The sequence below is a fragment of the Streptomyces sp. NPDC048636 genome (assembly GCF_040650655.1).
Classification (GTDB): domain Bacteria; phylum Actinomycetota; class Actinomycetes; order Streptomycetales; family Streptomycetaceae; genus Streptomyces.
The window spans coordinates 557343-583414 of the sequence record NZ_JBEZHR010000004.1 but is presented as its reverse complement, the minus strand read 5'-3'; the positions used below and the strand labels follow the sequence as shown (position 1 = coordinate 583414).

2 protein-coding genes are annotated in these 26072 nt (G+C 72.4%); both read left to right on the top strand.

Going from position 1 to position 26072, the window contains the following annotated elements:
* The first annotated feature begins 29 nt into the window (after positions 1 to 29).
* Positions 30 to 7679 carry a type I polyketide synthase gene (locus AB0C66_RS15175; RefSeq protein WP_362437372.1) on the top strand — a complete coding sequence of 2550 codons (7650 nt, stop codon included), beginning with the start codon at positions 30 to 32 and terminating at the stop codon, positions 7677 to 7679.
* 11 nt (positions 7680 to 7690) lie between these two features.
* A complete protein-coding gene (locus AB0C66_RS15170; RefSeq protein WP_362437370.1) occupies positions 7691 to 26053 on the top strand; it encodes a type I polyketide synthase in 18363 nt (6120 codons plus the stop codon).
* Positions 26054 to 26072: the final 19 nt, after the last annotated feature.

Genomic DNA, 26072 nt, shown 5'->3' with positions numbered 1-26072 from the left:
CGGTGCTGACCGGGTCGGTGCGGGAATGCTTGGACGGCCAGGACATTACGGCGGTGCCCAGTCTGCGTCACGGTCGTGGCGAGGTCGAGTCGGTGCTGGCGGGGCTGGGTGCGTTGTTCACCGCCGGGGTGGCGGTGAACTGGCCGGAGTTGTTTGCCGGGACCGGGGCTCACCACACCGAACTGCCCACTTACGCCTTCCAACGCCAACACTACTGGCTGGAACCCTCCCCCCTGCCGGACACCGACCTCGCCGCCGTCGGCCTGGCGCCGGTCGATCACCCCTTCCTGCGCGCCGAGATGCCGCTGGGCGATGGCGGCGCGCTCGTACTGACCGGCCGACTGTCCGTGAACCAGCAACCGTGGTTGGCCGACCACGTGGTGCTGGGCACTCCGATCCTTCCCGGAACTGGATTTCTGGCCCTGGCCTTGCACGCCGCGCAGCGAACCGGCGCCGGCCCGGTGGAAGAGCTCGTCGTGCGCGCCCCCCTGGTCGTGCCGGAGCACGGCGACACCCAGCTCCAGGTGGTGATCGATGCGCCGGACGGCACCGGTCGCCGTGCGCTGAGCGTGCTGTCCCGCGTGGGAGACACCGCCGGGAACGGCACCTGGACCCGGCACGCCGAAGGCACCGTCGCCCCACCTGCCGGGCTCTCGCCGGTCGGATCGGCGTCCGGAACCGGCTGGAACGGCGAGGCCGGTCCCGACGCACAGCCGATCGCCATCACCACCGCATACGCGGAACTCACCCGCCGGGGGTACGACTACGGGCCGGCGTTCCGAGGACTGCAAGCCGTCCGACGCGGCGACGGCGAGGTGTTCGCCGACATCGTCCTGGGCGAGGCGGCGGGACACGGCGGCCCGGTGTTCGACCTGCATCCCGCCCTCCTGGACGCCGCCATCCAGGCCGCGCTGGTAGGCCTGTTCGGGACCGCGGACGAGACATTGGTGCCGTTCGCGTGGAGTGGTGTCACCGTGCACACCGCGGCCCCGCCGGCCTTGCGGGCCCGCATCTCGAGGACCGGCGCCGACTCGGTGGCCATGATGCTCACCGACCCCGAAGGCAACCCGGTCGCGTCGATCGACTCGCTGGTGCTGCGGCCTGCGCCCGACGCTCCACGCGCTCCGTCGACGGATCCGAGCGAGGCGGCGCTGTTCCGGTTGTCGTGGCTGCCGAAGGAGGTCGGCGCCCACCCCGGCACCGGTCACTGGGCGATGGTGGGGGAGGACCCGCACGACCTCGGTGCCGAGCTGGCCGGTGACCGCTCACCGCTCGACCGGTACTCGGATCTCTCCACGCTGCGGGCCGCGATGGCGGCGGGGGCCCCGACGCCGTCCGCGGTGATCACCGTGGTTCCCCCGACCGACGTCACGGACGTCGGCGGCACGCACCGCATCCTGCGACTGGTACAGGACTGGCTGGCCGACGAGACGATGGCCGACGCGCCACTGGTCGTCGTCACCACCGGTGCCGTCGACACGGGGGGCAACGGCCGCATTGATCTCGACCACGCGCCGGTCTGGGGTCTGCTGCGTGCCGCGCAGTCCGAGCACCCCGGCCGCATGGTGCTCGTCGACGTGGCGCCGGGCAGTGAGGGGGCCCGGCGGTTCGCCGCCGCGGTAGCCACGGGGGAGCCGCAGCTGGCTCTGTCCGCCGAGGGCGTTCGTGTCCCGCGCCTCACGCGCCTGCCCGTGGATCCCGGCTCGCCCCCCGCCGCCGAGAAGCCGATACCCGAGCGCGGAACCGTGCTGCTGACCGGGGCGTTCGGCCGACTCGGCCGGCTGCTCGCGCGGCACCTGGCCACCGAGCATGGAGTGACGAGCATGCTCCTGGTCAGCAGGAGCGGCCCCGTCACGCCCGAGGCGTGCGCCTTGGTGGCCGAGCTGACCGCGCTGGGTCTGGACGTGCGAGCCGAAGCCTGCGATGTCGCCGACCGCGCCGAGCTCGCCGCGGTGCTTCGCGGGCTGCCTGCCGACCGACCCCTCACCGCTGTGGTCCACACGGCCGGTGTGCTCGACGACGGCGTGTTCACCGGGCTGAGTCCGCGGCGCCTCGACGCGGTCATGGGTCCGAAGGCGGTGGCGGCGAAGAACCTGCACGAGCTCACCGCCGACATGCCGCTGTCGGCGTTCGTGCTGTACTCCTCCATCTCGGGCCTGATCGGCGCAGCGGGCCAGGCCAACTACGCCGCCGCCAACACCTACCTCGACGCGCTCGCCCACCATCGCGCCCAGTTCGGACTCCCGGCGACGTCGCTGGCGTGGGGACTGTGGGATCAGCGGGGCGGTATGGCGGCGGCGCTCAGCGCCGGCGACCTCAACCGGATGGCTCGCTCCGGAATAGCGACGTTGTCCGAAACCGAGGGACTCGCACTCTTCGACGCCGCTCTTCGGCGGAGCGAGCCGCTGCTCGTGCCACTGCGGCTGGACACCGCCTCCGCCACGGACGGCGGGAACGTGCACCCGCTGCTCCGCGAACTGATCACGAGCGCGCCGCGCCCGGCTCGCCCAGCGGCCCTACCGGGCCGTCCGGACGGACCGCGCCGTGAAGGCGCGGACGTGACATCCCAGCCTGGGCGACTGCTGGAGTTGGTGCGCGCGGAGGCGGAGCGAGTACTCGGTTACGACGGGCGGGACTCGATCGGTGTCGACCGCACCTTCAAGGAATTCGGACTCGACTCGCTCACCGCCGTCGAGCTGCGCAACCGGCTCAACGCGATCACGGGATCGCGCTTGGGGACCACGGCCGTGTTCGACTACCCGACCCCACGGGCCCTTGCCGACCACTTGTCCGGCGAGCTCACCCCGAGCGGTGAGACAGCGGACACGACCAGTTCGCCGGCGAGCGACCCCGATGATCCTGTGGTGATTGTCGGGATGGCTTGCCGTTATCCGGGTGGGGTGGGTTCTCCGGAGGATTTGTGGTCGCTGGTGGTCGAGGGCGGGGAGGGGATTACTGGTTTTCCGGAGTTGCGTGGCTGGGATGTGGAGGGTTTGTATCACGCGGATCCGGATCATCCGGGGACGACGTATGCGCGTGGTGGAGGGTTCCTGCACGACGCGGGTGAGTTCGATGCCGGGTTCTTCGGGATCTCGCCCCGTGAGGCGACGGCGATGGATCCGCAGCAGCGGTTGTTGCTGGAGGTCGCCTGGGAGGCTTTCGAGCGCGCGGGTATCGACGCGGACTCCCTGCGCGGCACCCGGACCGGGGTGTTCGCCGGTGTCATGTACCACGATTACGCGCCGGCAGTGGACCTGGTTCCGGACCAGCTCAGCGGAGCGGTTCTGACCGGTAGCGCGGGCAGCGTGCTCTCGGGGCGGGTGGCGTACCAGTTCGGCCTGGAGGGGCCCGCCGTTTCGGTCGACACCGCGTGCTCGTCGTCATTGGTGACACTCCACCTGGCCGCACAAGCACTGCGGTCGGGCGAGTGCTCGCTCGCGCTGGCCGGCGGGGTCACGGTGATGTCCACCCCGATGACGTTCGTCGACCTGGGTCACCAGCGAGCCTTGTCCCCGGACGGCCGGTGCCGCGCGTTCGGCGCGGGCGCGGACGGCACCGGCTGGGCCGAGGGCGTCGGCCTCGTGGTGCTCGAGCGGTTGTCGGACGCACGCCGACAAGGCCACCAGGTACTCGCGGTGCTCAAGGGCTCCTCGGTGAACTCCGACGGCGCGTCGAACGGCCTGACCGCCCCGAACGGTCCCTCGCAGCAGCGGGTGATCCGCCAGGCGCTGGCCTCGGCCGGTCTGTCCACGTCGGACGTCGATGTGGTCGAAGGGCACGGCACCGGCACGAAGCTCGGCGACCCGATCGAAGCCCAGGCGCTGCTGGCCACCTACGGCCAGGACCGCGAAACCCCGCTGTGGCTGGGCTCGCTGAAGTCGAACATCGGGCACACCCAGGCTGCCGCCGGGATCGGCGGCGTCATCAAGATGGTCATGGCGATGCGTCACGGCGTCCTGCCGCGGACGTTGCACGCCGAGCAGCCCTCGCCGTTCATCGACTGGTCGCAGGGAGCCGTCGCTCTGCTCGACCGGAACCACGACTGGCCGAGGACCGGTCGGCCCCGCCGTGCCGGCGTTTCTTCGTTCGGTATCAGTGGCACGAACGCGCACGTCATCCTCGAGCAGGCGCCGGAGCAGCCGGCGGCCGGGCAGTCGGACGCCGTGACGCGGCTCGGAGTCTCCGCCTTCCCCGTGTCAGGCCGGGGGTTGGCGGCGTTGGCCGGCCAGGCAACCCGGTTGCGGTCCGCGCTGGCTGACTCACCGGACACCGATGTGGCCGGGTTCGGCGCGGCACTGACCAACGGCGGGGCCACGCATTCCCACCGAGCTGTGGTGATCGCGGAGAACCGCCATGAGCTGCTGGCCGGCCTTGACGCGATCGCGGCGGGCCAGCCGGAGAACTCGGCCCTGGTGGTGGCGGGAGCCGGTGAAGCCGACCACGACGGCCCGGTCTTCGTGTTCCCCGGGCAGGGGGGCCAGTGGCTCGGGATGGGCATCGAACTGTGGAGGAGCAGTTCGACGTTCGCGGAGCTGATGCGGACCTGTGACGAGGCGCTGGCGCCATGGGTCGACTGGGACGGGTTCTCGCTGTGGGACGTGCTCGCCGGGGTGCCAGGTGCGCCGAGCCTCGACCGGGACGACGTCGTCCAGCCGGCGCTGTTCGCGGTCGGGGTCTCCTTGTCCCGGCTGTGGGCATCACTCGGCGTTCGACCCTCGGCTGTCGTCGGGCACTCCCAAGGTGAGTTCGCCGCTGCCGTGGCGGCGGAGGCGTTGTCGCTGACCGAAGGCGCACGCGTCGTGTCTCTGCGATCTCGGGTGCTTCGGCGTCTGGCAACGCGAGGCGGTATGGGCTGGGTGAACCGATCGGCAGACGAGGTGCGCGAACGCCTGGCCGACTATCCCGCGCTCGGCGTCGCCGCGGTGAACGGACCGATGTCCACAGTCGTCTCCGGGGTCACCGCCGAGCTCGATCAACTCCTGTCGGTCTGGGAGTCGGAGGGAGCGCGGGTCCGGCGCGTACCGATCAACTACGGGTCACATTCGGCGGTGGTAGAGGTCATCCGGGCTGAGCTGGCCGACACGCTGGGTGTGGTCGAGTGCTCGCCCGGCACGGTTCCGTTCTACTCGACGGTGACCGGCTCGTTGCTCGACGGCCGGAAGCTCGACGCCGACTACTGGTACCGGAACCTGCGCGAGATGGTGCGTTTCGCGGAGGTGGTCGACCAGCTGCTCAGCGACGGGCATCGATCGTTCCACGAAGTGGGCGCGCACCCGGTACTCGTCCATTCGATACAGGAGCTCGCCGAGGCCAAGGGGACGTCGGTCACGACGGTCGGAACGCTCCGTCGCGGCCACGGCGGCGCGCGGGAATTCCTGCGCAACGCCGCCGAGGCGTTCGTGGGTGGCGTCGACGTGCGGTGGTCCGACCTGTTCCCCTCGGGTCAGCAGCCGGTGCAGCTGCCCACTTACGCCTTCCAGCACACCCCTTACTGGATCGAGACGCCGCCCGGCCGCTCGTCTCGTGGCACCGAAGTCGACACCCGGTTCTGGAAGATGGTCGACCAGGGCGACCTCGACGGACTGACCACGGCGCTCGCCCTCTCCGACGACGCCGGCCGATCCTCGCTGGGCACCGTGCTCCCGGCCCTGTCGTCGTGGCGTGAGCGCAGCCGGCAGCAGGCGACGCTGGCCGGCTGGCAGTACCGCGTCGCCTGGCGCCCCACCGAAGGATCGGACCGACCGCTCACCGGCCGTTGGCTGGTCGTGGTGCCGGCGGACATCGCCGGGCCGACGTGGCTTGAGCAGGTCATCGCAGCGCTGAGCGCCCGAGGGGCTCAGATCAGCCGGGTCGATGTCCCCCGAGCGGCGGATGTCGAGGCGGTCCGTCACCAGCTCGTCACGGCGCTGGACGGCGAACCGGCCCGGGGGATCTTGTCGTTGCTGGCGCTTGACACAGCCGAGGACACCGACGCCGTATCCGTGCCGGTCGGCCTGAGCGGCACGCTCGCGTTGGTGCGGTCGGTGAGTGAGCTCGGCTTGTCGACCCCGATCTGGTGCGTGACCCAGGATGCGGTCGCCGTCCGGCCGGGAGACGCCGTTACCCAGCCACGGCAGGCCGCGCTGTGGGGGTTCGCCCGGCATGCGGGGTTGGAGCACCCCGTGTCGTGGGGTGGCGTCGTCGACCTGCCACGCGAGGTCGGCCGAGCGGACCTGGTGACGCTGGCCGGGGCGCTCGGAGACGGCGAGAGTGAGCTGGCGGTGCGAGGCGGCGCGGTGTTCTGCCGTCGGCTGACCCGGGTCACCGCACCCGCGCTCCGGACGCATCAGCCGCTCGAGCGCAGCGCTCTGGTCACCGGCGGCACCGGCGCTCTCGGGGCGGAGGCGGCGCGCTGGCTCGTCCGGCGCGGCGCGCGACACCTCGTGCTGGCCAGCCGTCGTGGCCCGGCCGCACCCGGCGCAGCCGAGCTGGCCGCCGAGCTGACCGAGCGGGGTGCCTCGGTGTCGGTGGTCGCCTGCGACGTGGCCGATCGGGCGCAGCTCGCCGACCTGCTGGCCAACTGGCCGGCCGAACATCCGCTGACCACGGTCGTGCACACCGCGGGCGTGCTCGACGATGGCGTCATCGACCGGCTCACCCCGGAACGCTTCGCGCGGGTGTTCCGCCCGAAGGTGGCCGCCGCGTGGCACTTGCACGAGCTGACGAAAGACCGCGACCTCGTCGACTTCGTCCTGTTCTCGTCGTTCGTCGGCACGGTCGGCCCGGCTGGCCAGGCCAACTACGCCGCCGCGAACAGCTCGTTGGACGCACTGGCCGCGCACCGCAGGGCTCTCGGTCTGACCGGGACTTCCCTCGCCTGGGGACTCTGGCAAGGCCCAGGGATCGCCGACCGCGACGGAGTGGAGCACCGGCTGGCGGCCCGCGGCCTGCGCGCGATGGACCCGCGCGGCGCCGTCCAGGCCATGGGCCAGGTGATCGACCGCGATGAGACGGCCGTGGTCGTGGCGGACGTCGAGTGGTCCTCGTTCGCCACCGAGCTCGTCGGCACTCGATCGATGTCGCTCCTCGCCGAGCTGCTCGAGGCGAGGCAGGACGACCCCGAAGGGTCGGCGGACGGAGCGGCCGACACCGGTGTGCGCGAGCGGCTCGTCGGCCTGCCCGCCACCGAGCGGACGTATGCGATCACCGACCTCGTCCGGGCCACGGTGGCGGCCGTGCTGGGACATGCCGACGGCAGCTCGGTCGAGTCAGGGCGCGGTTTCCAGGAAACCGGTTTTGACTCGCTCACCGCCTTGCGGTTTCGGAACCGGCTTGGCGTGGCGACCGGCTTGCAGCTACCCGCCACGCTGATCTTCGATTACCCGACGCCCGCCTCTGTCACGGAGCTGGTGTACGCCGAGCTGTTCGGCGAGGACACCGGGACCCACGGGAGCGAGACCGGTGAGAGCGTCGACGACGCAGGGTTGAAGAAGATCATCGACCGCATTCCGATCGCCTCGCTCAGGCAGGCCGGGCTGGTGGACGCCTTGCTCCGGTTGGCTGAGACCGCTCCCGGGGGCGAGCCGGCCGACAGCGCCGGGTCCACGACCGCGATCGACTCGATGGACATGGCTGATCTCATACGCGCCGCATACGGCCAAGCCGACGCGAGCGACCGAGCGGAGGGGCCGACCTCATGACCACCCCGTCCATGAACGAGCTCGTTGACGCGCTGCGCAACGCACTCAAGGAGAACGAGCGAATCCGGCAGCGGCTCGGCGACGTCGAGGCGCGGAACCGGGAGCCGATCGCCATCGTCGGCATGGCCTGCCGCTACCCGGGGGACGCCGACAGCCCCGAAGCCCTGTGGCAGCTCGTGGCCGACGGTACCGACGCGGTGTCCGGCTTCCCGACGGACCGCGGCTGGAACCTGGACGAGCTCTACGACCCCGACCCCCAGAAGGTGGGCCGGACGTACTCCCGGGGCGGCGGTTTCCTGCGGTCGCCGGACCTGTTCGACCACGAGTTCTTCGCCATCCCCCCTCGGGAAGCGACCGTGATGGACCCGCATCAACGGCTGCTCCTGGAGACCTCGTGGGAGGCTCTTGAACGAGCCGGGATCAGCGCCGACGCGGTACGAGGAAGCCAGACCGGCGTGTACGTCGGCGTCAGCTACCAGGACCACATCTCGCTGCGCACCGTGCCGTCGACCTACGAGGGCTACGTGCTGACCGGCAACATCGCCAGCGTCGTCTCCGGACGGCTGTCCTATGCGTTCGGTCTTCAGGGGCCCGCGGTCACCGTGGACACGGCCTGCTCCTCCTCGCTGGTCGCGCTGCACCTGGCCGCCCAGGCGCTGCGCTCGCAGGAGTGCTCGCTCGCCCTGGTCGGCGGGGCGACGATCATGTCTGGCCCGGCTTCGCTGATCGAGTTCGCCCGGCAGCGCGGGATCGCCCCGGACGGCCGGTGCAAGGCCTTCAGCGACGAGGCCGATGGCATGGGCTGGGCGGAAGGCGTCGGCGTGCTCGTGGTCGAGCGGCTGTCCGACGCCCAGCGCAACGGCCACCAGGTGCTGGCCCTCGTGACAGGCTCCGCCCTCAACCAGGACGGCGCCTCCAACGGCCTCACCGCGCCGAACGGCGCGGCTCAGCGCCAGGTGATCCGGGCCGCGCTGGCCAACGCCGGTGTGGCCTCGACCGACATCGACGCGGTCGAGGCGCACGGCACCGGCACCAGGCTGGGCGACCCGATCGAGGCCCGGGCCCTGCTGGACACCTACGGCCGGGAGCGAACGGCGGACACGCCGTTGTGGATCGGATCGCTGAAGTCGAACATCGGACACGCGCAGGCGGCGGCCGGCGTCGGCGGCGTGATCAAGATGGTTATGGCCATGCGCCACGGGGAGTTGCCCAGGACGCTGCACGCCCAGCGGCCGACCTCCCACGTGGACTGGTCGGCGGGGACGGCCCGGCTGCTCACCGACCAGCGGCCGTGGCCCGACCGGGGCCGTCCCCGGCGTGTCGCGGTGTCGTCGTTCGGGATCAGCGGGACCAACGCGCACGTCATCCTGGAGCAGGCTCCCGATGACCCGGTCGAGGCCGCGTCCGTGCCGACGGGGCGGGCCCGCACCGGTCCGTGGCCGTTCGTGGTGACCGGCCGGGGCGCCGCCGCGCTGCGCGGTCAGGCCGAGGAGCTGCGCTCCTTCGTCGAGCGCCACCCGGAGCTGGAGCCGACCGACGTCGGACGAAGCCTGGTCACCACCCGCGCCGTGCTGGCTGACCGTGCCGTGGTGGTCGCCGAGGACAGGGCGGCCCTGGTGGCCGGTCTGTCCGCACTGGCCGACGGCACGGACAGTCCCGCGGTGCACGTCGAACGGGCGAGGGAAGGCCGCCTGGCGATGGTCTTCACCGGCCAGGGTGGACAGCGCGCCGGAATGGGGCGAGAGCTGGCGGCGCGGTACCCGGTGTTCGACGCGGCGCTGGACGAGGTCTGCGGAGTGGCCGACGAGCTGCTGGGCCGATCGCTGCGTGAGCTGATGTGGGAGGGCGGTCCACTGCTGGACCGCACCGAATTCGCCCAGCCGGCGCTGTTCTGCTTCGAGGTCGCACTGTTCCGGCTCGTCCGGTCGTGGGGCATCCGGCCCGAGTTCGTCGCCGGTCACTCGATCGGCGAGATCAGTGCCGCGCACGTGGCCGGCGTGCTGTCCCTTGCCGACGCCGGTCGCATGGTCGTGGCGCGCGGCCGGTTGATGCAGGCGCTGCCCGACGGCGGTGCCATGGTCGCGGTGAACGCCGCCCCGGATGCGGTGGCCCCGCTGGTCGCGGCCGCGGACGGGGTGTCCGTGGCCGCGGTGAACAGCCCTGACTCGGTCGTGGTGTCCGGTGCGGAGGAACCGGTGGCAGAGGTCGTGGCCCAGTTGGCCGCGGCCGGGTACCGGACCCGTCGGCTCGCGACCAGCCACGCGTTCCACTCGCCACTGATGGACCCGGTGCTCGAGGACTTCCGGGCCGTCGTCGCCGGACTCACCTTCGGCGCGCCCGACATCCCGGTGGTGTCCACCCTCACCGGTGCCCTGGCCGACGCGGCCACGCTCGGCGAGCCCGAGTACTGGGTCCGGCAGGCACGCGAGCAGGTGCGTTTCGCCGACGGGGTGGCCACCCTGCACGAGCGAGGCGTCACCCGCTTTTTGGAGCTGGGACCGGACGCGGTGCTCTCGGCCATGGTCCGGGAATGCCTGTCCACCGACCGGCGGGTGACGGCGGTGGCCGCGTCCCGCCGTGACCGGCCCGAGGCCATTGCCCTGCTCGACGCGGTCGCTCGCCTCTTCACCGGCGGCGGCGAGGTGAGCTGGGCGGCGCTGTTCCCCGACGAGAGCCGGCGGGTCGACCTGCCGACCTACGCCTTCCAGAGGCATCGGCACTGGCTGCCGCGCGACGGCTCCGTCGCCCCGGCTCCCTCGGACCCGCCTTCGGCCGCCACGCCCGAGCCGAGCACCGACGCCCGGGTCACGGACGTGCTGGCCGTCGTGGATCAGCGTCGCGTCGTGAACGATCTGTTGCGGACCTCGGTCGCCTTGGTGCTCGGCCTCGACTCGCCGGCCGATGTCGATCTCGAGAGCACTTTCCAGGACCTGGGCTTCAGCTCGCTCGCGGCGGTGGAGCTGCGGGATCGGCTGAACGCGGCGCTCGGTCTCGGGCTGGCCGGCACCGTGGCCTTCGACTACCCCACCCCCGCGGCCCTTGCGTCGTACCTGGTCGGACTGGTGACCGACGCGACTGACGAGGAACCCGGCACGGCCGTCCCCCTTGCCGCGTTCGCCGACGACCCGATCGTCGTGGTCGGCATGGCCTGCCGCTACCCGGGTGGGGTCGGCTCGCCGGAGCAGCTGTGGGAGCTGGTGGACGGCGGGCGCGACGCGGTGTCGGGGCTGCCGACCGACCGGGGCTGGGACCTCGACACCTTGCTGCACCCGGACTCGATGCGTCAGGGCGCCACCCACGTGCGTGGCGGTGGCTTCCTCGACGACGTGGCGCAGTTCGACGCGCGGTTCTTCGGGATCTCGCCGCGCGAGGCGGCCTCGATGGACCCGCAGCAGCGGCTGTTGCTGGAACTGACCTGGGAAGCGTTGGAGCGGGCCGGGATCGACCCGAAGTCGGTGCGGGGCAGCCAGACCGGTGTGTTCGCCGGCACCAGTGACCAGGACTACGCGGACCTGCTCCGCGGCAGCGCCGAGCTGGCCGACGGTTACCTGCTCACCGGGACTTCCGCCGCGGTGCTCGCCGGGCGGGTCTCCTACCAGTTCGGCCTGGAGGGGCCGGCGTTGACGGTCGACACGGCCTGCTCGTCCTCGCTGGTGGCGATGCACCTGGCCGCGCAGGCGCTGCGTTCCGGGGAGTGCGCGCTGGCACTGGCCGGCGGGGCCACCGTCATGGCGACCCCGGTCGACCTGCAGGAGTTCGACAAGCAAGGGCTGTCCGCCGACGGTCGTTGCAAGGCGTTCGGCGCGGGCGCCGATGGGACCGGTTTCGCCGAGGGCGCCGGCCTGTTGGTGCTGGAGCGGCTCTCCGATGCCCGCCGGAACGGCCACTCCGTGCTGGCCGTGCTCCGCGGCTCGGCGATCAACCAGGACGGTGCGTCCAACGGCCTCACCGCGCCCAACGGCCTTGCCCAGCAGCGGGTCCTTCGACGGGCACTGGCCAACGCCGGCGTGCGCCCCGACGAGGTGGACGCGGTGGACGGGCACGGCACCGGCACGGTGCTCGGCGACCCAATCGAGATCAAGGCGGTGCAGGCCGTGTACGGCCGGCACCGAGGGGAGGGCGAGCCCCTCTGGCTGGGCTCGCTCAAGTCCAACATCGGCCACTCCCAGGCAGCGGCCGGGGTCGGCAGCGTCATCAAGATGATCATGGCGATCCGGCACGGTGTGCTGCCGAAGACCCTGCACGTGGACCGGCCCTCGGAGTACGTCGACTGGGAGAGCGGAACGGTCCGGCTGCTCGGCGACGCCCGGCCGTGGCCGACGACCGGGCGTCCCCGACGGGCAGCGGTGTCGTCGTTCGGGGCGAGCGGGACCAACGCGCACGTCATCATGGAGCAGGCTCCGGACACTGAGCCCGAGGTCGAACCGGCGGATCGGTCCCACGCGCCGCAGGTGCTGCCGCTGCTGCTCAGCGGCCGCGGCGAAGCCGCGCTGCGCGGTCAGGCGCTGCGGTTGCGCGAGCACCTCCTGACACTCGGGGCCACCGGCCCGGCGGAGCTGGCCGACGTGGCGTTCTCACTGGCCAACACCCGCTCCTCGCTGGATCACCGGGCCGTGGTGCTCGGCGCCGACCTCACCGAACTCCTGTCCGGGCTGGATGACCTGGTGGCAGCCACCACCCCGGTCACCGGACCCGTCAGCTCCGGCAACACCGATCCGGTGTTCGTGTTCCCGGGGCAGGGCGGGCAGTACGTCGGGATGGCCCTGCGGCTGTGGGACTCCTCGCCGGTCTTCGCCGCGTCCATGGCGGAGTGCGAGGCGGCGCTCGCGCCGTACGTGGATTGGCACGGCCACACACTGCGCGATCTTCTGGCCGGCGCGGACGGCGTGGACCTCGAGCACGCCGAGCAGGTCCAGCCGATGCTGTTCGCGGTCATGGTCTCGCTCGCCCGGTTGTGGATCTCCCGAGGGGTGGTGCCCTCCGCGATCATCGCGCACTCCGTGGGAGAGGTCGCGGCCGCGCACATCGCCGGCATCCTCACCCTCGCCGACGCGGCCCGGGTCCTGACCGCGCGGGCGCGCGTGTCCGGCCAGGTGACCGGGTACGCCACGCTCTGGGTCGGGCTGCCGGTCGAGCAGGTGCGCGCCCAGGTCGCACGGCTGACCGACGTGCACGTCAGCGCGATCAACGGTCCGCGATCGGTCGTCGTGACCGGTCCGCTCGACCGGGTCGCCGCGCTGCGGGCCGAGTACGAGGCCGCCGGTGTCCGCGCGCGTCCCATCCCGATGGACTACCCGACGCACTCCCCGGACATGGCGGTGGTCGAGGACGAACTCCTCGCGCTCCTGAGCGACATCCGCCCGGCCACCGCCTCGGTGCCGTACTACTCCACGACGTTCGCCCGCCGGGTGGAGGGCGACGAGCTCGACGGCCGGTACTGGTTCACCAACCTCGTGCAGCCGGTACGGTTCCACGACACCGCCGCCGTGCTGCTGGCCGACGGGTACCGCGTGCTGCTGGAGGTGGCCCCGCACCCGCTGCTGGCTCCCGCGATCGAGGAGACCGCCGAGGAGCACGGCGTCGAGGCGACCGTGCTGACGACCCTCCGCCGCGGCGAGAGCGACCCGGAGATGTTCCTGCGATCGGTGGCTGCCGCGTGGCGGGCCGGGCTCACCGTGGACTGGTCCGCGGCCTTCGCCGACACCGGGGCGCGGCGGATCGACCTGCCGACCTACGCCTTCCAGCGGCAGCGCTACTGGCCGACCGCGTCGGCGTCCGCGCCCGGCGACCTGGCCGCCAGCGGCCTCGAACAGGTCGATCACCCTCTGCTCGGCGCGAAAATGACCCTGGCGGGTGACGCCGGCTTCCTGTTCACCGGCCGGCTCTCGCTGCACGCTCACCCGTGGCTCGTCGACCACGCGCTTTTCGATCGGCCGCTGCTGCCCGGTACGGCGTTCCTCGAGCTGGCGATCCGCGCAGCCGATGAGGCGGGCCTCGGCCGGCTGGAGGAGCTGACCATCGAGGCGCCGCTGATCCTGCCGAGCGGGCACGACGTGCTGATCCAAGTGCTCGTCGGGGCTCTCGACGGCGACGGCCGCCGCACCGTCGAGGTCTCCTCCCGGTCGGCGGAACCCGGTGAGGCCGTGGGTGTCTCGTGGACGCGGCACGCGTGGGGGAGCGCGGTGCCCGGCGACAGTCCGGAGCCGGCGCCGTGGCCGGCGGACGTGACCTGGCCGCCGACCGGGGCGACCGAACTGGACGTCGCCGGATCGTACGAGCGGCTCAGCGCGCTCGGTTACCACTACGGCTCCGCCTTCACCGGGCTGCGCCGGGCCTGGCGGATGGGTGACCAGGTCTTCGCCGAGGCGGAGCTGCCCGAGGGACTCGCGGCCGATGCGGTGCGTTTCGGCCTGCACCCGGCCCTGATGGACACCGGTCAGCACAGCCTGGCGTTGGACCAGCTCGACTCGCGGGGGGCTGACCCGGACAACCCCGGCGTGCGAGCGCCGTTCTTGTGGTCCGGGGTGCGGCTGCTCGCCTCGGGCGCCGCGGCACTGCGGCTCGTGTTCTCCCCGACGGGGCCATCCTCGTGGTCGGTGGACGGGTTCGACAGCACCGGTCGCCCGGTACTGAGGGTGGACTCACTGGTCGCCCGGGAGGTTTCCGCCGAGCAACTGCGCGACGTCGACACCGCACACCGCGACGCGCTGTTCGAGCTCGGCTGGGTGCAGTGCGGACCGGCCGAGGCCGGTCCGGGGGCGAGCGCCGAAGGACCGATCGGCTGGGTGGTGCCGTCCGATCCGGCGCAGCCCGCGCCGTCGGAGGACGAGCACACGGTCGATGCGTGGCTCCACCCCGACCTGGCCGCGCTCGGCTCGGCGGTGGACGGTGGCGCGCCGCTGCCCGAGCTGGTGGTGCTGCGCGTTCCCGGCCGCCGGGCACCCGAGTCGACGGTCGACTCGGTGCACACCGCGGTGAACGGCACGTTGCGGGTGCTCCAGGACTGGCTCGCCGATGCCCGGTGGGAGCGGTCGCGGCTGGTCGTGGTGACCGACGGCGGGCTCGTGGGTGCGGCGGTCGGTGGTCTGGTGCGCTCCGCACAGTCGGAGAACCCGGAGCGGGTGGTTCTCGTCGAGCAGGCGTTCGCCGATCCGGAGCCGGCCGGGGCGCGGTCGGTGGAGGCACTCGCCCGCGCCGCGGTCGAATCGGGTGAGCCGGAGGTGTCGGTTCGTGACGGACGGCTGTGGTCGCCCCGCCTGAACAGGGTCGCCGCCGAGGCGCTCCCGGAGCCCGCCGGGCCGGCGCCGGACGAGCGGTCTTCGGTGTGGGGCACGGGGACCGTGCTGCTGACCGGGGCGTCCGGCGTGTTGGCCGGGTTGGTGGCCGAGCACCTCGTGGCCGAGTGCGGGGTGCGACGGCTGGTGCTGGTGTCGCGGCGGGGTCCGGCCGCTCCGGGTGCCGATGAGCTGGTCGAGCGGCTGACCGAGGCGGGTGCCTCGGTGCGGATGGTCGCGTGTGACCTCGCCGTTCGCCAAGAGGTGATGCACCTCGTCGGCTCGGTGCCGCCGGAGTTCCCGCTCAGCGCCGTGGTGCACTGCGCGGGTGTGCTCGACGACGCGACCGTGGGTTCACTGACCCCCGACCGGGTCGATGCGGTGCTGCGGCCCAAGGTGGACGGTGCCTGGCACCTGCACGAGGCCACCCAGGACGCCGAGCTGTCGGCGTTCGTGCTGTTCTCCTCGGCCGCGTCGGCGTTCGGCGCCGCCGGCCAGGCGAACTACGCGGCGGCCAACGCGTTCTGCGACGAGCTGGCCGAGCACCGGCGGACACTCGGCCTGCCGGCGGTGTCGATCGCCTGGGGGTGGTGGGCCGAGGCCAGTGGGATGGGCAGCCACCTCGGAACCCAGGACCGGGCCCGGATGGCCCGCACCGGCATCCGCCCGGTGGACAACGACTTCGGTCTCACCCTGTTCGACGCGGCCGCCCGCCGACAGGGCCGGGTCATCGCCGCCCCGTTCGACCTCGTCGGCCTGTCCACCGCGGCCACGGTCCCGGGACTGCTGCGCGGGCTGGTGCGCCGTCCGGCGCGGCGGGTCGTCGAACCCCACCTGGCCGGTGGGGCCGGACCTCGCGAGGGCCTGGCGGCACTGGAGCCAGCAGAGCGCGACCAGGTCGTCGCCGAGCTGGTGCGCACCCATGCCGCGGCCGTGCTCGGGCACTCCGCAAGCAACGCCATCGACGACCGGCAGCCCTTCACCGCGCTGGGGTTCGACTCACTGACCGCGGTGGAGCTGCGCAACCGGCTCAACACGGCCACCGGGCTGCGGTTGCCGGCCACACTGATCTTCGACTACCCCTCCCCGGCCGCCCTGATCGAGTTCGTGCGGGGCGAGATCGGCGGCGAGGCGGCCGCCCCGGCCCGGACGGCCGTCAGCGCGACCGCGGCCGGCACCGGAGACGACCCGATCGCGATCGTGGGCATGGCCTGCCGCTTCCCGGGCGGGGTGAGTTCGCCCGACGAGCTCTGGGACGTCGTCGCCGAGGGCCGGGACGTGATCGGCGCCTTCCCCACCGACCGGGGCTGGAACCTGGCCGAGCTCTACCACCCGGACCCCGATCATCCCGGGACCACCTACACCCGTGAGGGTGGCTTCCTGTACGACGCCGACCAGTTCGACCCCGAGTTCTTCGGCATCTCGCCGCGCGAGGCGATCACGATCGACCCGCAGCAGCGGCTGTTGCTGGAAACGGCCTGGGAGTCCCTCGAGAACGCGGGCATCGATCCCACCTCGCTGCGTGGCGGCCCGACCGGCGTGTTCGTCGGGCTGATGTACCACGACTACGGCTCGCGGCTGCACACCAAGCCCGAGGAGCTCGAGGGCTACCTGGGCAACGGCAGCGCCGGGAGCATCGCGTCGGGCCGGGTCGCCTATGAGTTCGGCTTCGAGGGCCCCGCTGTGACGGTGGACACGGCGTGCTCGTCATCGCTGGTCAGCATGCACTTGGCGGCGCAGGCGCTGCGGTCGGGGGAGTGCTCGCTCGCGCTGGCCGGCGGCGTGACGGTGATGGCCACGCCCGACCTGTACGTGGAGTACAGCCGACTGCGCGCGAACGCCGCGGACGGTCGGTGCCGGGCGTACGGCGCGGACGCGGACGGCACCGGCTGGTCCGAAGGCGCGGGCCTGGTGGTACTGGAGCGGCTGTCCGACGCGCGGCGCAACGGACACCAGGTGCTGGCACTGCTGGCCGGCTCGGCGCTGAACCAGGACGGCGCGTCGAACGGGCTGACCGCCCCCAACGGTCCGTCCCAGCAACGGGTGATCCGCCAGGCCCTGGCCAGTGCCGGGTTGTCCGCCTCCGACGTGGACGTCGTCGAGGGACACGGCACGGGGACCCGGCTGGGCGATCCGATCGAGGCCCAGGCGTTGCTGGCCACCTACGGCAGCGAGCACACCAAGGACGCGCCGCTCTGGCTGGGGTCGATCAAGTCGAACATCGGTCACACGCAGGCGGCGGCGGGCATCGCCGGCACGATCAAGATGATCATGGCGATGCGGCACGGGGTCATGCCCAAGACCCTGTTCGCGGAAACCCCGTCGCCGCAGGTCGACTGGTCGTCGGGCTCGGTCGCGCTGCTCGACCGGGTTCGGGAGTGGCCGGACCGTGGCCGGCCCCGCCGGGTGGGGGTGTCCTCCTTCGGCGTCAGCGGGACCAACGCACACGTCATCCTGGAACAGCCCCCGGCCGAGTTCACCGCCCCGGCCCCGCCTCCCGCGGCGACCCTGCCGGTGTGGCCGCTCGTGCTGACGGCTCGCGGGCCCGCGGCCCTGCGGGGTCAGGCGGATCGACTGTGCTCCTCCCTGCGCGACCGGTCCGACGTGGCGTTGGCGGACGTCGCCTACTCCCTGGTGGCCGACCGGGCCGGCCACGACCACCGGGCGGTACTGCTCGCCTCCGACCGCGCGCAGGCCCTGGAGCGGTTGGCGGAGTACGCGCACGGGGGCGACGGAACCGGGGTCGTCGCCGATGTGGCCCGGCGGGGCCCGCTGGCGATGGTGTTCACCGGTCAGGGCGCGCAGCACCCCGGCATGGGCGCGGAACTGCACGGGCAGTTCCCGGTCTTCGCGGCCGCGTTGGACCAGGCGTGCGATCAGCTGGATCCCGCCGTCCGGGCGGCCATCCTCGGCGACGGGGAGAATCGGCTCGACGCCACGGAGATCGCCCAACCGGCGCTCTTCGCGGTCGAGGTGGCGCTGTTCCGGCTGTTCGAGTCCTGGGGTGTCCGGCCGGACTTCCTCACCGGTCATTCGGTGGGCGAGATCGCGGCTGCGCACGTCGCCGGCGTGCTGTCGCTGCCGGATGCGTGCCGGCTGGTGTCGGAGCGTGGCCGGCTGATGGCGCGGCTCGACCCGGGCGGTGTGATGGTCTCGGTGACCGCCGGCGAGCAGGTGGTCGCCCCGCTGGTCGCGCAGTACGCCGAATCGGTGTCGATCGCGGCGGTCAACACCCCCGGTTCGGTGGTGCTCTCGGGGCTCGAGCCGACCGTCACCGAGATCGTGCGGCGCCTGACCGAGGACGGATACCGCACGAAACAGCTCGTCGTCAGCCATGCGTTCCATTCGCCGCTCATGGACCCGATGGTCGACGAGTTCCGCGCCCTGGTCCATGGCCTGGCATTCCAGCCGCCCCGCATTCCGATGGTGGGCGGCGAGGAGGTGGCGGACCCGGAGTACTGGGTGCGGCACGTGCGAGACACGGTGCGGTTCGCCGACACGGTGTCCGGACTGCACGGCGCCGGCGTCACCCGGTTCCTCGAGATCGGCCCCGACGCGCCGTTGACCGGCGCGATCCGCGAGTGTCTCGTCGAGCCGGACGTCGTCGCGGTCCCCAGCCTGCGTCGGCACCGCGACGAAGCCGACACGGTGCTCACCGCACTCGGCACGTTGTTCGCCGCCGGGGTGGAGGTCGACTGGCCGGCCCTGTTCGACGGCACCGGAGCTCGGCACACCCCGCTTCCCACGTACGCGTTCCAGCACCAGCGGTACTGGCTCGACATCCCCGAACCGCCGGCCGATCTCGCCGCGGTGGGCCTCGACCCGCTCGACCATCCACTGCTGTTGGCCGGCGTGGAGTTCGCCGGCGGCGAGGCCGTGCTGCTGACCGGCCGGCTGGCGCCGCAGACCCAGCCGTGGCTGGGGGAGCACGTGCTGTTCGAGCAGGCCCTGCTACCCGGCACCGCCTTCGTGGACGTGGCGCTGCGGGCGGCCGAGCAGGTCGGCTGCACCGTGCTCGACGAGCTGACGATCGAGGCGCCCCTGCTGATCGCCGCGGCGGGCTCGGTCGCGCTGCAGATTCTGGTGGAAGCGGCCGACGAGGAGGGCCGTCGGAAGGTCACGATCTCCGCCCGCCCCGACGGCGACGCCGACGACACCCCCTGGACACGGCACGCCACCGGAACGGTGTCCGGCACGGGGAGCCTGCCGGAACCCGATCCGCTCACCGAATGGCCGCCGCGGGGAGCCGACGTCGTCGATGTCGACGGCGCGTACGACCTGTTCGCCGAGGCGGGCCACGACTACGGGCCGACGTTCCAGGGGCTGGTGGCCTGCTGGCGGCGCGGTGTGGAGCTCTACACCGAGGTGGCGTTGCCGCCGAGCGGGACCGACGCCGAGCGCTTCGGCGTTCACCCGGCGTTGCTGGATGCCGGTCTGCACGGCGGCGTGCTCCGGGCCCTCACCTCCGACACCCCCCAGGGCCTGGTGCCGTTCTCCTGGGCCGGAGCGCGGCTGTTCGCCTCGGGCGCCACCGCGCTGCGCATCCGGGTCCGGCCGGTGGCCACCGACACGGTCGCCCTGGACGCCTTCGACGACACCGGCGCTCCCGTCTTCAGTGTGGCGTCGCTGTCCTCACGCTCGGTCTCCGCCGACCAGCTCCGCGCCGCCGCGTCCCGCGACGACTCGCTGTTCGAGATCAGTTGGGTCGAGTGTGGCCGGGTCGACGACATCGCGCCCCGCTCCGGGGCCACCGTGCTGGACGGCCCGCTCGCGCTCGCGGAGCTGATGTCCGGGCGGGACGAGGTGGCCGAGGTTCCGGCCCTCGTGGCGGTGTCGGTACCGGAGGAGGGGCTCGCCGTCACCGCCGACGTCCACGCGGCGGTGAACAGCGTGCTGCGCCCGGTGCAGACGTGGCTGGCCGATCCCGCCTGGGAGTCCTCGCGGCTCGTGGTGGTGACGACCGACAGCCTGACCGGCGCGGCCGTGCGGGGACTGCTGCGCTCGGCACAGTCGGAGAACCCCGACCGCATCGTCCTCGTCAAAGGTGGCGCCGACGCGACCAGCACCGCGGCGCTGCACGCGGCCGTGGAATCGGGTGAGCCGGAGGTCTCGGTGCGCGGCGGCGTGCTCCGGGCCCCGCGCCTGGCCCGCCTGGGAACCACCGACCCCGCGCAAGCCACCTCGTGGTCGGCCGGAACCGTGCTGATCACCGGTGCCTCGGGTGCGCTCGCAGGGCACGTGGCTCGATACCTCGTCACCGACCACCACGTGCGACATGTGTTGCTGACCTCCCGACAGGGCGACAACTCGCCCCGGACCGTCCGGCTCGCTGCCGAGCTGGCGGAGCTCGGCGCCGCGGTGCGCGTCGTCGCCTGCGATGTCGCCGACGGCGAGCAGGCCGCGGCCCTGGTGCGCTCGGTGGAGCCCGAGTCCCCGCTCACCGCGGTGCTGCACTGCGCCGGAGTGCTGGACGACGGCGTGTTCGACTCCCTGACCACCGACCGGGTCGACGCGGTGCTGGCCCCCAAGGTCGACGGTGCCTGGCACCTGCACGAACTGACCCGGGAGCTGGACCTCTCCGCGTTCGTGCTGTTCTCCTCCTCCGCCACGGCCTTCGGAGCACCGGGCCAGGCCAACTACGCCGCCGCCAACGCCTTCCTCGACGCGCTGGCCGTCGAGCGACACCGGCAGGGCCTCCCCGCGGTCTCGATCAGCTGGGGCTGGTGGGGCGAGAGCAGCGGTATGACCGAGAACCTCAACGAGACCGACGTGGCTCGCATGGGGCGGGGCGGGATGCTGCCGATGGCGACCGCCCAGGGCCTCGAGTTGCTGGGCAGAGCGGCCGATTCGGCTCGCCCGAACGTGATGGCCGCTCGCCTCGACCTGGCCGCTGTGCGGTCGGCCGGCACGGTGCCCGCCCTGCTGCGTGGCCTGGTGCGGCGTCCGGCCCGGCGCGCGGCAACATCGTCGGTGGCGGGACGGGAGGCGGTGCGACTGGCCGGTTCCTCCGTGGCCGACCAGGTGAAGGCCATCGGCGAACTGGTGCGCGAGCAGGTCGCCGCCGTGCTCGGCCATCCGAGCGGCGCCTCGGTCGACATGACCCGTGCCTTCCACGACGTCGGGTTCGACTCGCTCACCGCGGTGGAGCTGCGCAACCGGCTCAACACGGCCACCGGGCTGCGGCTGCCGGCGACGCTGGTGTTCGACCACCCCACCCCCGAGGCGCTGGCCGCATTCGTCAGGTCCGAGCTGGTGGGCGACGAGGGCGACACCGTCGACGTCACTCCGGCCGGGCCTGTCACCGCGATCGGTGACGACCCGATCGTGATCGTCGGCATGGCCTGCCGGTACCCGGGCGAGGTGAACTCGCCGGACGAACTGTGGAGGCTGGTGGCCGAGGGCCGCGACGGGATCACCGGCTTCCCGGTCGACCGCGGCTGGGATCTGGCCGGCCTCTATGACCCGGATCCCGACCGGGTCGGCACGACGTACTCCCAGGGGGGCGGGTTCCTCGACCACCTGGCCGAGTTCGACTCCGACTTCTTCGGCATCTCGCCGCGCGAGGCCATCGCCATCGACCCACAGCAGCGGTTGTTGCTGGAGACGGCCTGGGAGTCGTTCGAGAACGCCGGCATCGTCCCCTCTGCCCTGCGCGGCGGCCCGGTCGGGGTGTTCGTGGGTGCGAACGGGAGCGACTACCCCGTACTGCTGACCCGCGACTCCGGTGACTTCGGCGGCCGGGTGCTGACCGGCAACGCGGCCAGCATCATCTCCGGGCGGTTGTCCTACGAGTTCGGATTCGAGGGGCCGTCCGTCTCCATCGACACGGCGTGTTCGTCCTCGCTCGTGGCCATGCACCTGGCGGCCCAGGCGCTGCGCTCCGGCGAGTGCTCGCTCGCGCTGGCCGGCGGGGTCGCAACGATGGCCACCCCCGCCATGTTCGTGGAGATGTCGCGGCAGCGGGGCTTGTCCCCGGACGGTCGGTGCCGGGCCTTCGGTGCCGGAGCGGACGGCACCGGTTGGGCCGAGGGCGTGGGCCTCATCGTGCTGGAGCGACTCTCCGAGGCCCGCCGCAACCACCATCACGTGCTGGCTGTCCTGGCCGGCTCGGCGGTCAACCAGGACGGCGCCTCGAACGGCCTCACCGCGCCCAACGGCCCGTCGCAGCAGCGGGTCATCCGCGCCGCGCTGGCCAATGCCGGCCTGTCGGCGAGCGAGGTCGACGTGGTGGAGGGACACGGCACCGGGACCCGGCTCGGCGATCCCATCGAGGCGCAGGCCCTGTTGGCCACCTACGGACGCGAACGTGAGTCCGACACCCCGCTGTGGCTGGGTTCGATCAAATCGAACATCGGACATTCGCAGGCCGCCGCCGGCGCCGCCGGAACCATCAAGATGATCATGGCGATGCGGCACGGTCTGTTGCCCCGGACGCTCCACGCCGAGACCCCGTCCCCTGAGGTCGATTGGTCCTCCGGTGGGGTGGAACTGCTGGACCGGGCCCGTGACTGGCCCGAACAGGGCCGTCCGCGGCGGGCGGGCGTGTCCGCGTTCAGCCTCAGTGGAACCAACGCGCACATCATCCTGGAACAACCGCCCGAGGATTTCCGCACGCCGCCGACGGCGCCGGCCCCGGACGAGGGCTCCGCGAGCAGGCGGGTCCAGCCGGTGGTGTTGTCGGCCCGGGGGTCGGCAGCCCTGCACGCCCAGGCGGCGCGCCTCCACGCCCACCTGACCGACCGGCCCGAACTGACGCTGGCCGACGTCGCGCGGTCGCTGGTGACCGACCGCGCGATGCACGATCACAGGGCGGTGGTGCTCGCCGCCGACCGCGAGCAACTGCGCGAGCGACTCGCGGCGTTCGCCGACGACACCGCCGCACCTGGCGCGGAGGCCACCGGTGTGGCCGGCAGCGGTGGTCTGGCCGTTGTCTTCACGGGCCAGGGGTCACAACGAGGTGGGATGGGCCGGGAACTCCACCGCGATTTCCCGGTTTTCGCGGCGGCGTTCGACGAGGCGTGCGCGGCTTTGGACCCGTCACTGCGGGACATGATCTTCGATGAGGACGAGGCCCGGCTGAACACCACCGAGTTCGCCCAGCCCGCGCTGTTCGCGATCGAAGTGGCCCTCTTCCGGCTGTTCGAGTCCTGGGGCATCCGGCCCGACTTCGTCACCGGCCATTCCGTCGGCGAGATCACCGCCGCCCACGTGTCGGGCGTGCTGTCGCTGACCGATGCCTGCGCGTTGGTCACCGCGCGGGCCCGGCTCATGCAGGGGCTCGCACCGGGCGGGATCATGATGTCCGTCAACGCCGGTGAGGACGTGGTGGCGCCGCTGGTGGCCGAGCAGGGCGCCGGGGTATCGATCGCCGCGGTCAACACCCCGGAGTCGGTGGTCATCTCCGGCACCGAACTCGCCGTCAGCGAGATCGGACAACGCCTCCGCGACGCCGGACACCGCACGAAGCAGCTGGCCGTCAGCCACGCGTTCCACTCCCCGCTGATGGACCCCATGCTCGCGGAATTCCGGGCCGCGCTCGACGGTCTGGAGTTCCAGCCACCGCGGATACCGATGGCCAACAGCGAAGTGGCCACCCCCGAGTACTGGGTCCAGCATGTCCGGAACGCGGTGCGGTTCGCCGACACGGTCTCCGAACTCCGGGCCGGCGGGACGACCCGCTTCCTGGAGCTGGGGCCGGACGCGATCCTGACCGGTCTGGTCCGCGAATGCGTGACAGGTGGGGATGTCGTCGCCGTGCCGACCCTCCGGCGAGGCCGCCCCGAGACCGAATCCGTGCTCGCCGGAGTGAGCACCCTGTTCGCCACCGGGGTCGAGGTCGACTGGCCGGCTCTGTTCCCCGCGGCCGGCGCGGGCCGGACCCCGCTGCCGACGTACGCGTTCCAACACACGCGCTACTGGCCGGACACGCCGGGGACACCGGCCGCGACAACAGCCGACCCGGACGCCGTGGACAGCCGGTTCTGGGGATGGGTGGAACAGGGCGACCTCGACGCGTTGAGCGCCGAGCTGGACACCGAGGAACGGGACGGCCTCGGCGCCGTGCTGCCCGCACTGACCCGGTGGCGCCTCGGCCGACGCGAGAAGACGGTGGTGGACAGCTGGCGGTACCGGTTGAGCTGGCGGCCCGTGCCGACCCGGTCCGAGGACACGCTCACCGGCACCTGGTTGCTGGTGGTGCCCGCCGGCCACCGCGACGATGCCTGGGTCGCGCCGATCGAAGCGGCGATGACCGCCGCCGGGGCCGAGGTCCGTGGCCTGGAGGTCGGCGAGCACGAGCTGGACCGGGTCGCGCTGGCGACCCGGCTCGGCGAGCCGCCGCTCGCCGGGGTGGTCTCGTTGCTGGCGGTGGAGCAGTCCCGCGTCCCGGGACACCCGGGCGTGCCGGTCGGTCTGGCCGCCACGGTGAGCCTGGTCCAGGCGTTGGAGGACCGCGAGATCGACGCGCCCCTGTGGTGTCTCACCCAGGGCGCGGTGAACGTCGTCCCCGGCGATGGCCTCGACCATCCCGACCAAGCCCTGCTGTGGGGCTTCGGACGGACTCTCGCACTGGAACGCCCCGACCGCTGGGGCGGTCTGGTCGACCTGCCGGTCACCCCCGACGACGCCTCGGCGGCCGGGCTGATCCGCCTGCTGGGTGACGGCGGCACCGGGGAGCAAGCAGCGCTGCGGGACGGCGCCGTTCTGGGCGGCCGGCTGGTCCGCGCCGACCCGGATGAGCCGCCGCGCCGGGAATGGCGACCCTCGGGCAGCGTGTTGGTCACCGGCGGCCTCACCGGCCTGGGCGCCCGCACCGCGCGCTGGCTGGCCGAGCAGGGCGCGCCACACCTCGTGCTCACTTCCCGCCGGGGGCGTGAAGCGCCGGGCGCCATCGAGCTCGAAGCCGACCTCACCGCCCTGGGCTCCTCGGTGACCATCGCCGCCTGCGACGTCGCCGACCGGGGCGAGGTGAAGGTCTTGCTCGCGAACCTTCCCCACGACCTGCCGTTGACCGCCGTGTTCCACAGCGCGGGGGTGGCCAACGACGGCGTCATCACCGAGCTGACTCTCGACAGGCTGAACAACGTGCTACGGCCCAAGGTGGAGGGAGCGTGGAACCTCCACGAGCTGACCCAGGACCTGGACCTCTCGGCCTTCGTGCTGTTCTCCTCGGCCGCCGGCCTCATCGGCTCACCCGGCCAGTCGCACTACGCGGCAGGGAACGCCTTCCTCAACGCCCTGGCCCACCACCGGCGGGCGCGCGGTCTGCCGGCCACGACGATCGGCTGGGGCCTGCTGGCCGGCGGAGGCATGGCCGACGACACCGGCGCGACCGACCGGGCGAGCCGTCGGGGTCTGCACCCGATGGATCCCGGTCAGTCGCTGGCCGGACTGCGGCGAGCACTGGACCACGACGAGACCTACATCGCCATGACGCACGTGGACTGGACCCGATTCATCAAGGCGACCGCAGGCACCGTCAAGTGCACGGTCATCAGTGACCTGCCCGAGTACCGGGCGGCGTTCCCGGTGGACGCCGCGGGGGATCGGCTCGCCGAGCCGAACGGCGGGTTCCGGTCCTGGGCGCGGCTGGACGCTCTGGACGGCGATGAACGTGACGCCCTGCTACTGGAGTTGGTGCAGGCGCAGGTGGCCGAGGCGCTCGGTCACAGCTCGACCGAGGCCCTGTCGCCGACCAAGGCGTTCGTCGAATTGGGTTTCGACTCCCTCGCCGCGGTCGAGCTGCGCAACCGGCTCGTCGCGGCGGCCGGGCTGACGCTGCCGGTGACCCTCACCTATGACCACCCGACCTTGCTGGCGCTCCGTGACCATCTGCGGACGGCGATGTTCGGCGCGGACGCCGACCGGGCCGAGTCCGCACTGGCCGAGCTCGACCGGCTGGAGGAGGTGCTCTCGGCGGTGACGGCAGACGACGGCATCGACGAGGCGGCCAAGAACCAGGTGCTGCGGCGAGTCCAGAAGATGGCGTCCGCGCTCGCCGATCAAGGCGGCCATTCCGAGCAGAGCCAGCTCATCGCGAACGCCGACGACAACGAACTGTTCGACTTCATCAACCGAGAATTGGGCGGCCCCAGCCAGTGAACCGAGACCAGTCCAGACC

Excerpts from the sequence above, each read along its gene's own strand:
- AB0C66_RS15170 (WP_362437370.1), top strand. The coding sequence starts at position 7,691 with ATGAACGAGCTCGTTGACGCGCTGCGCAACGCACTCAAGGAGAACGAG.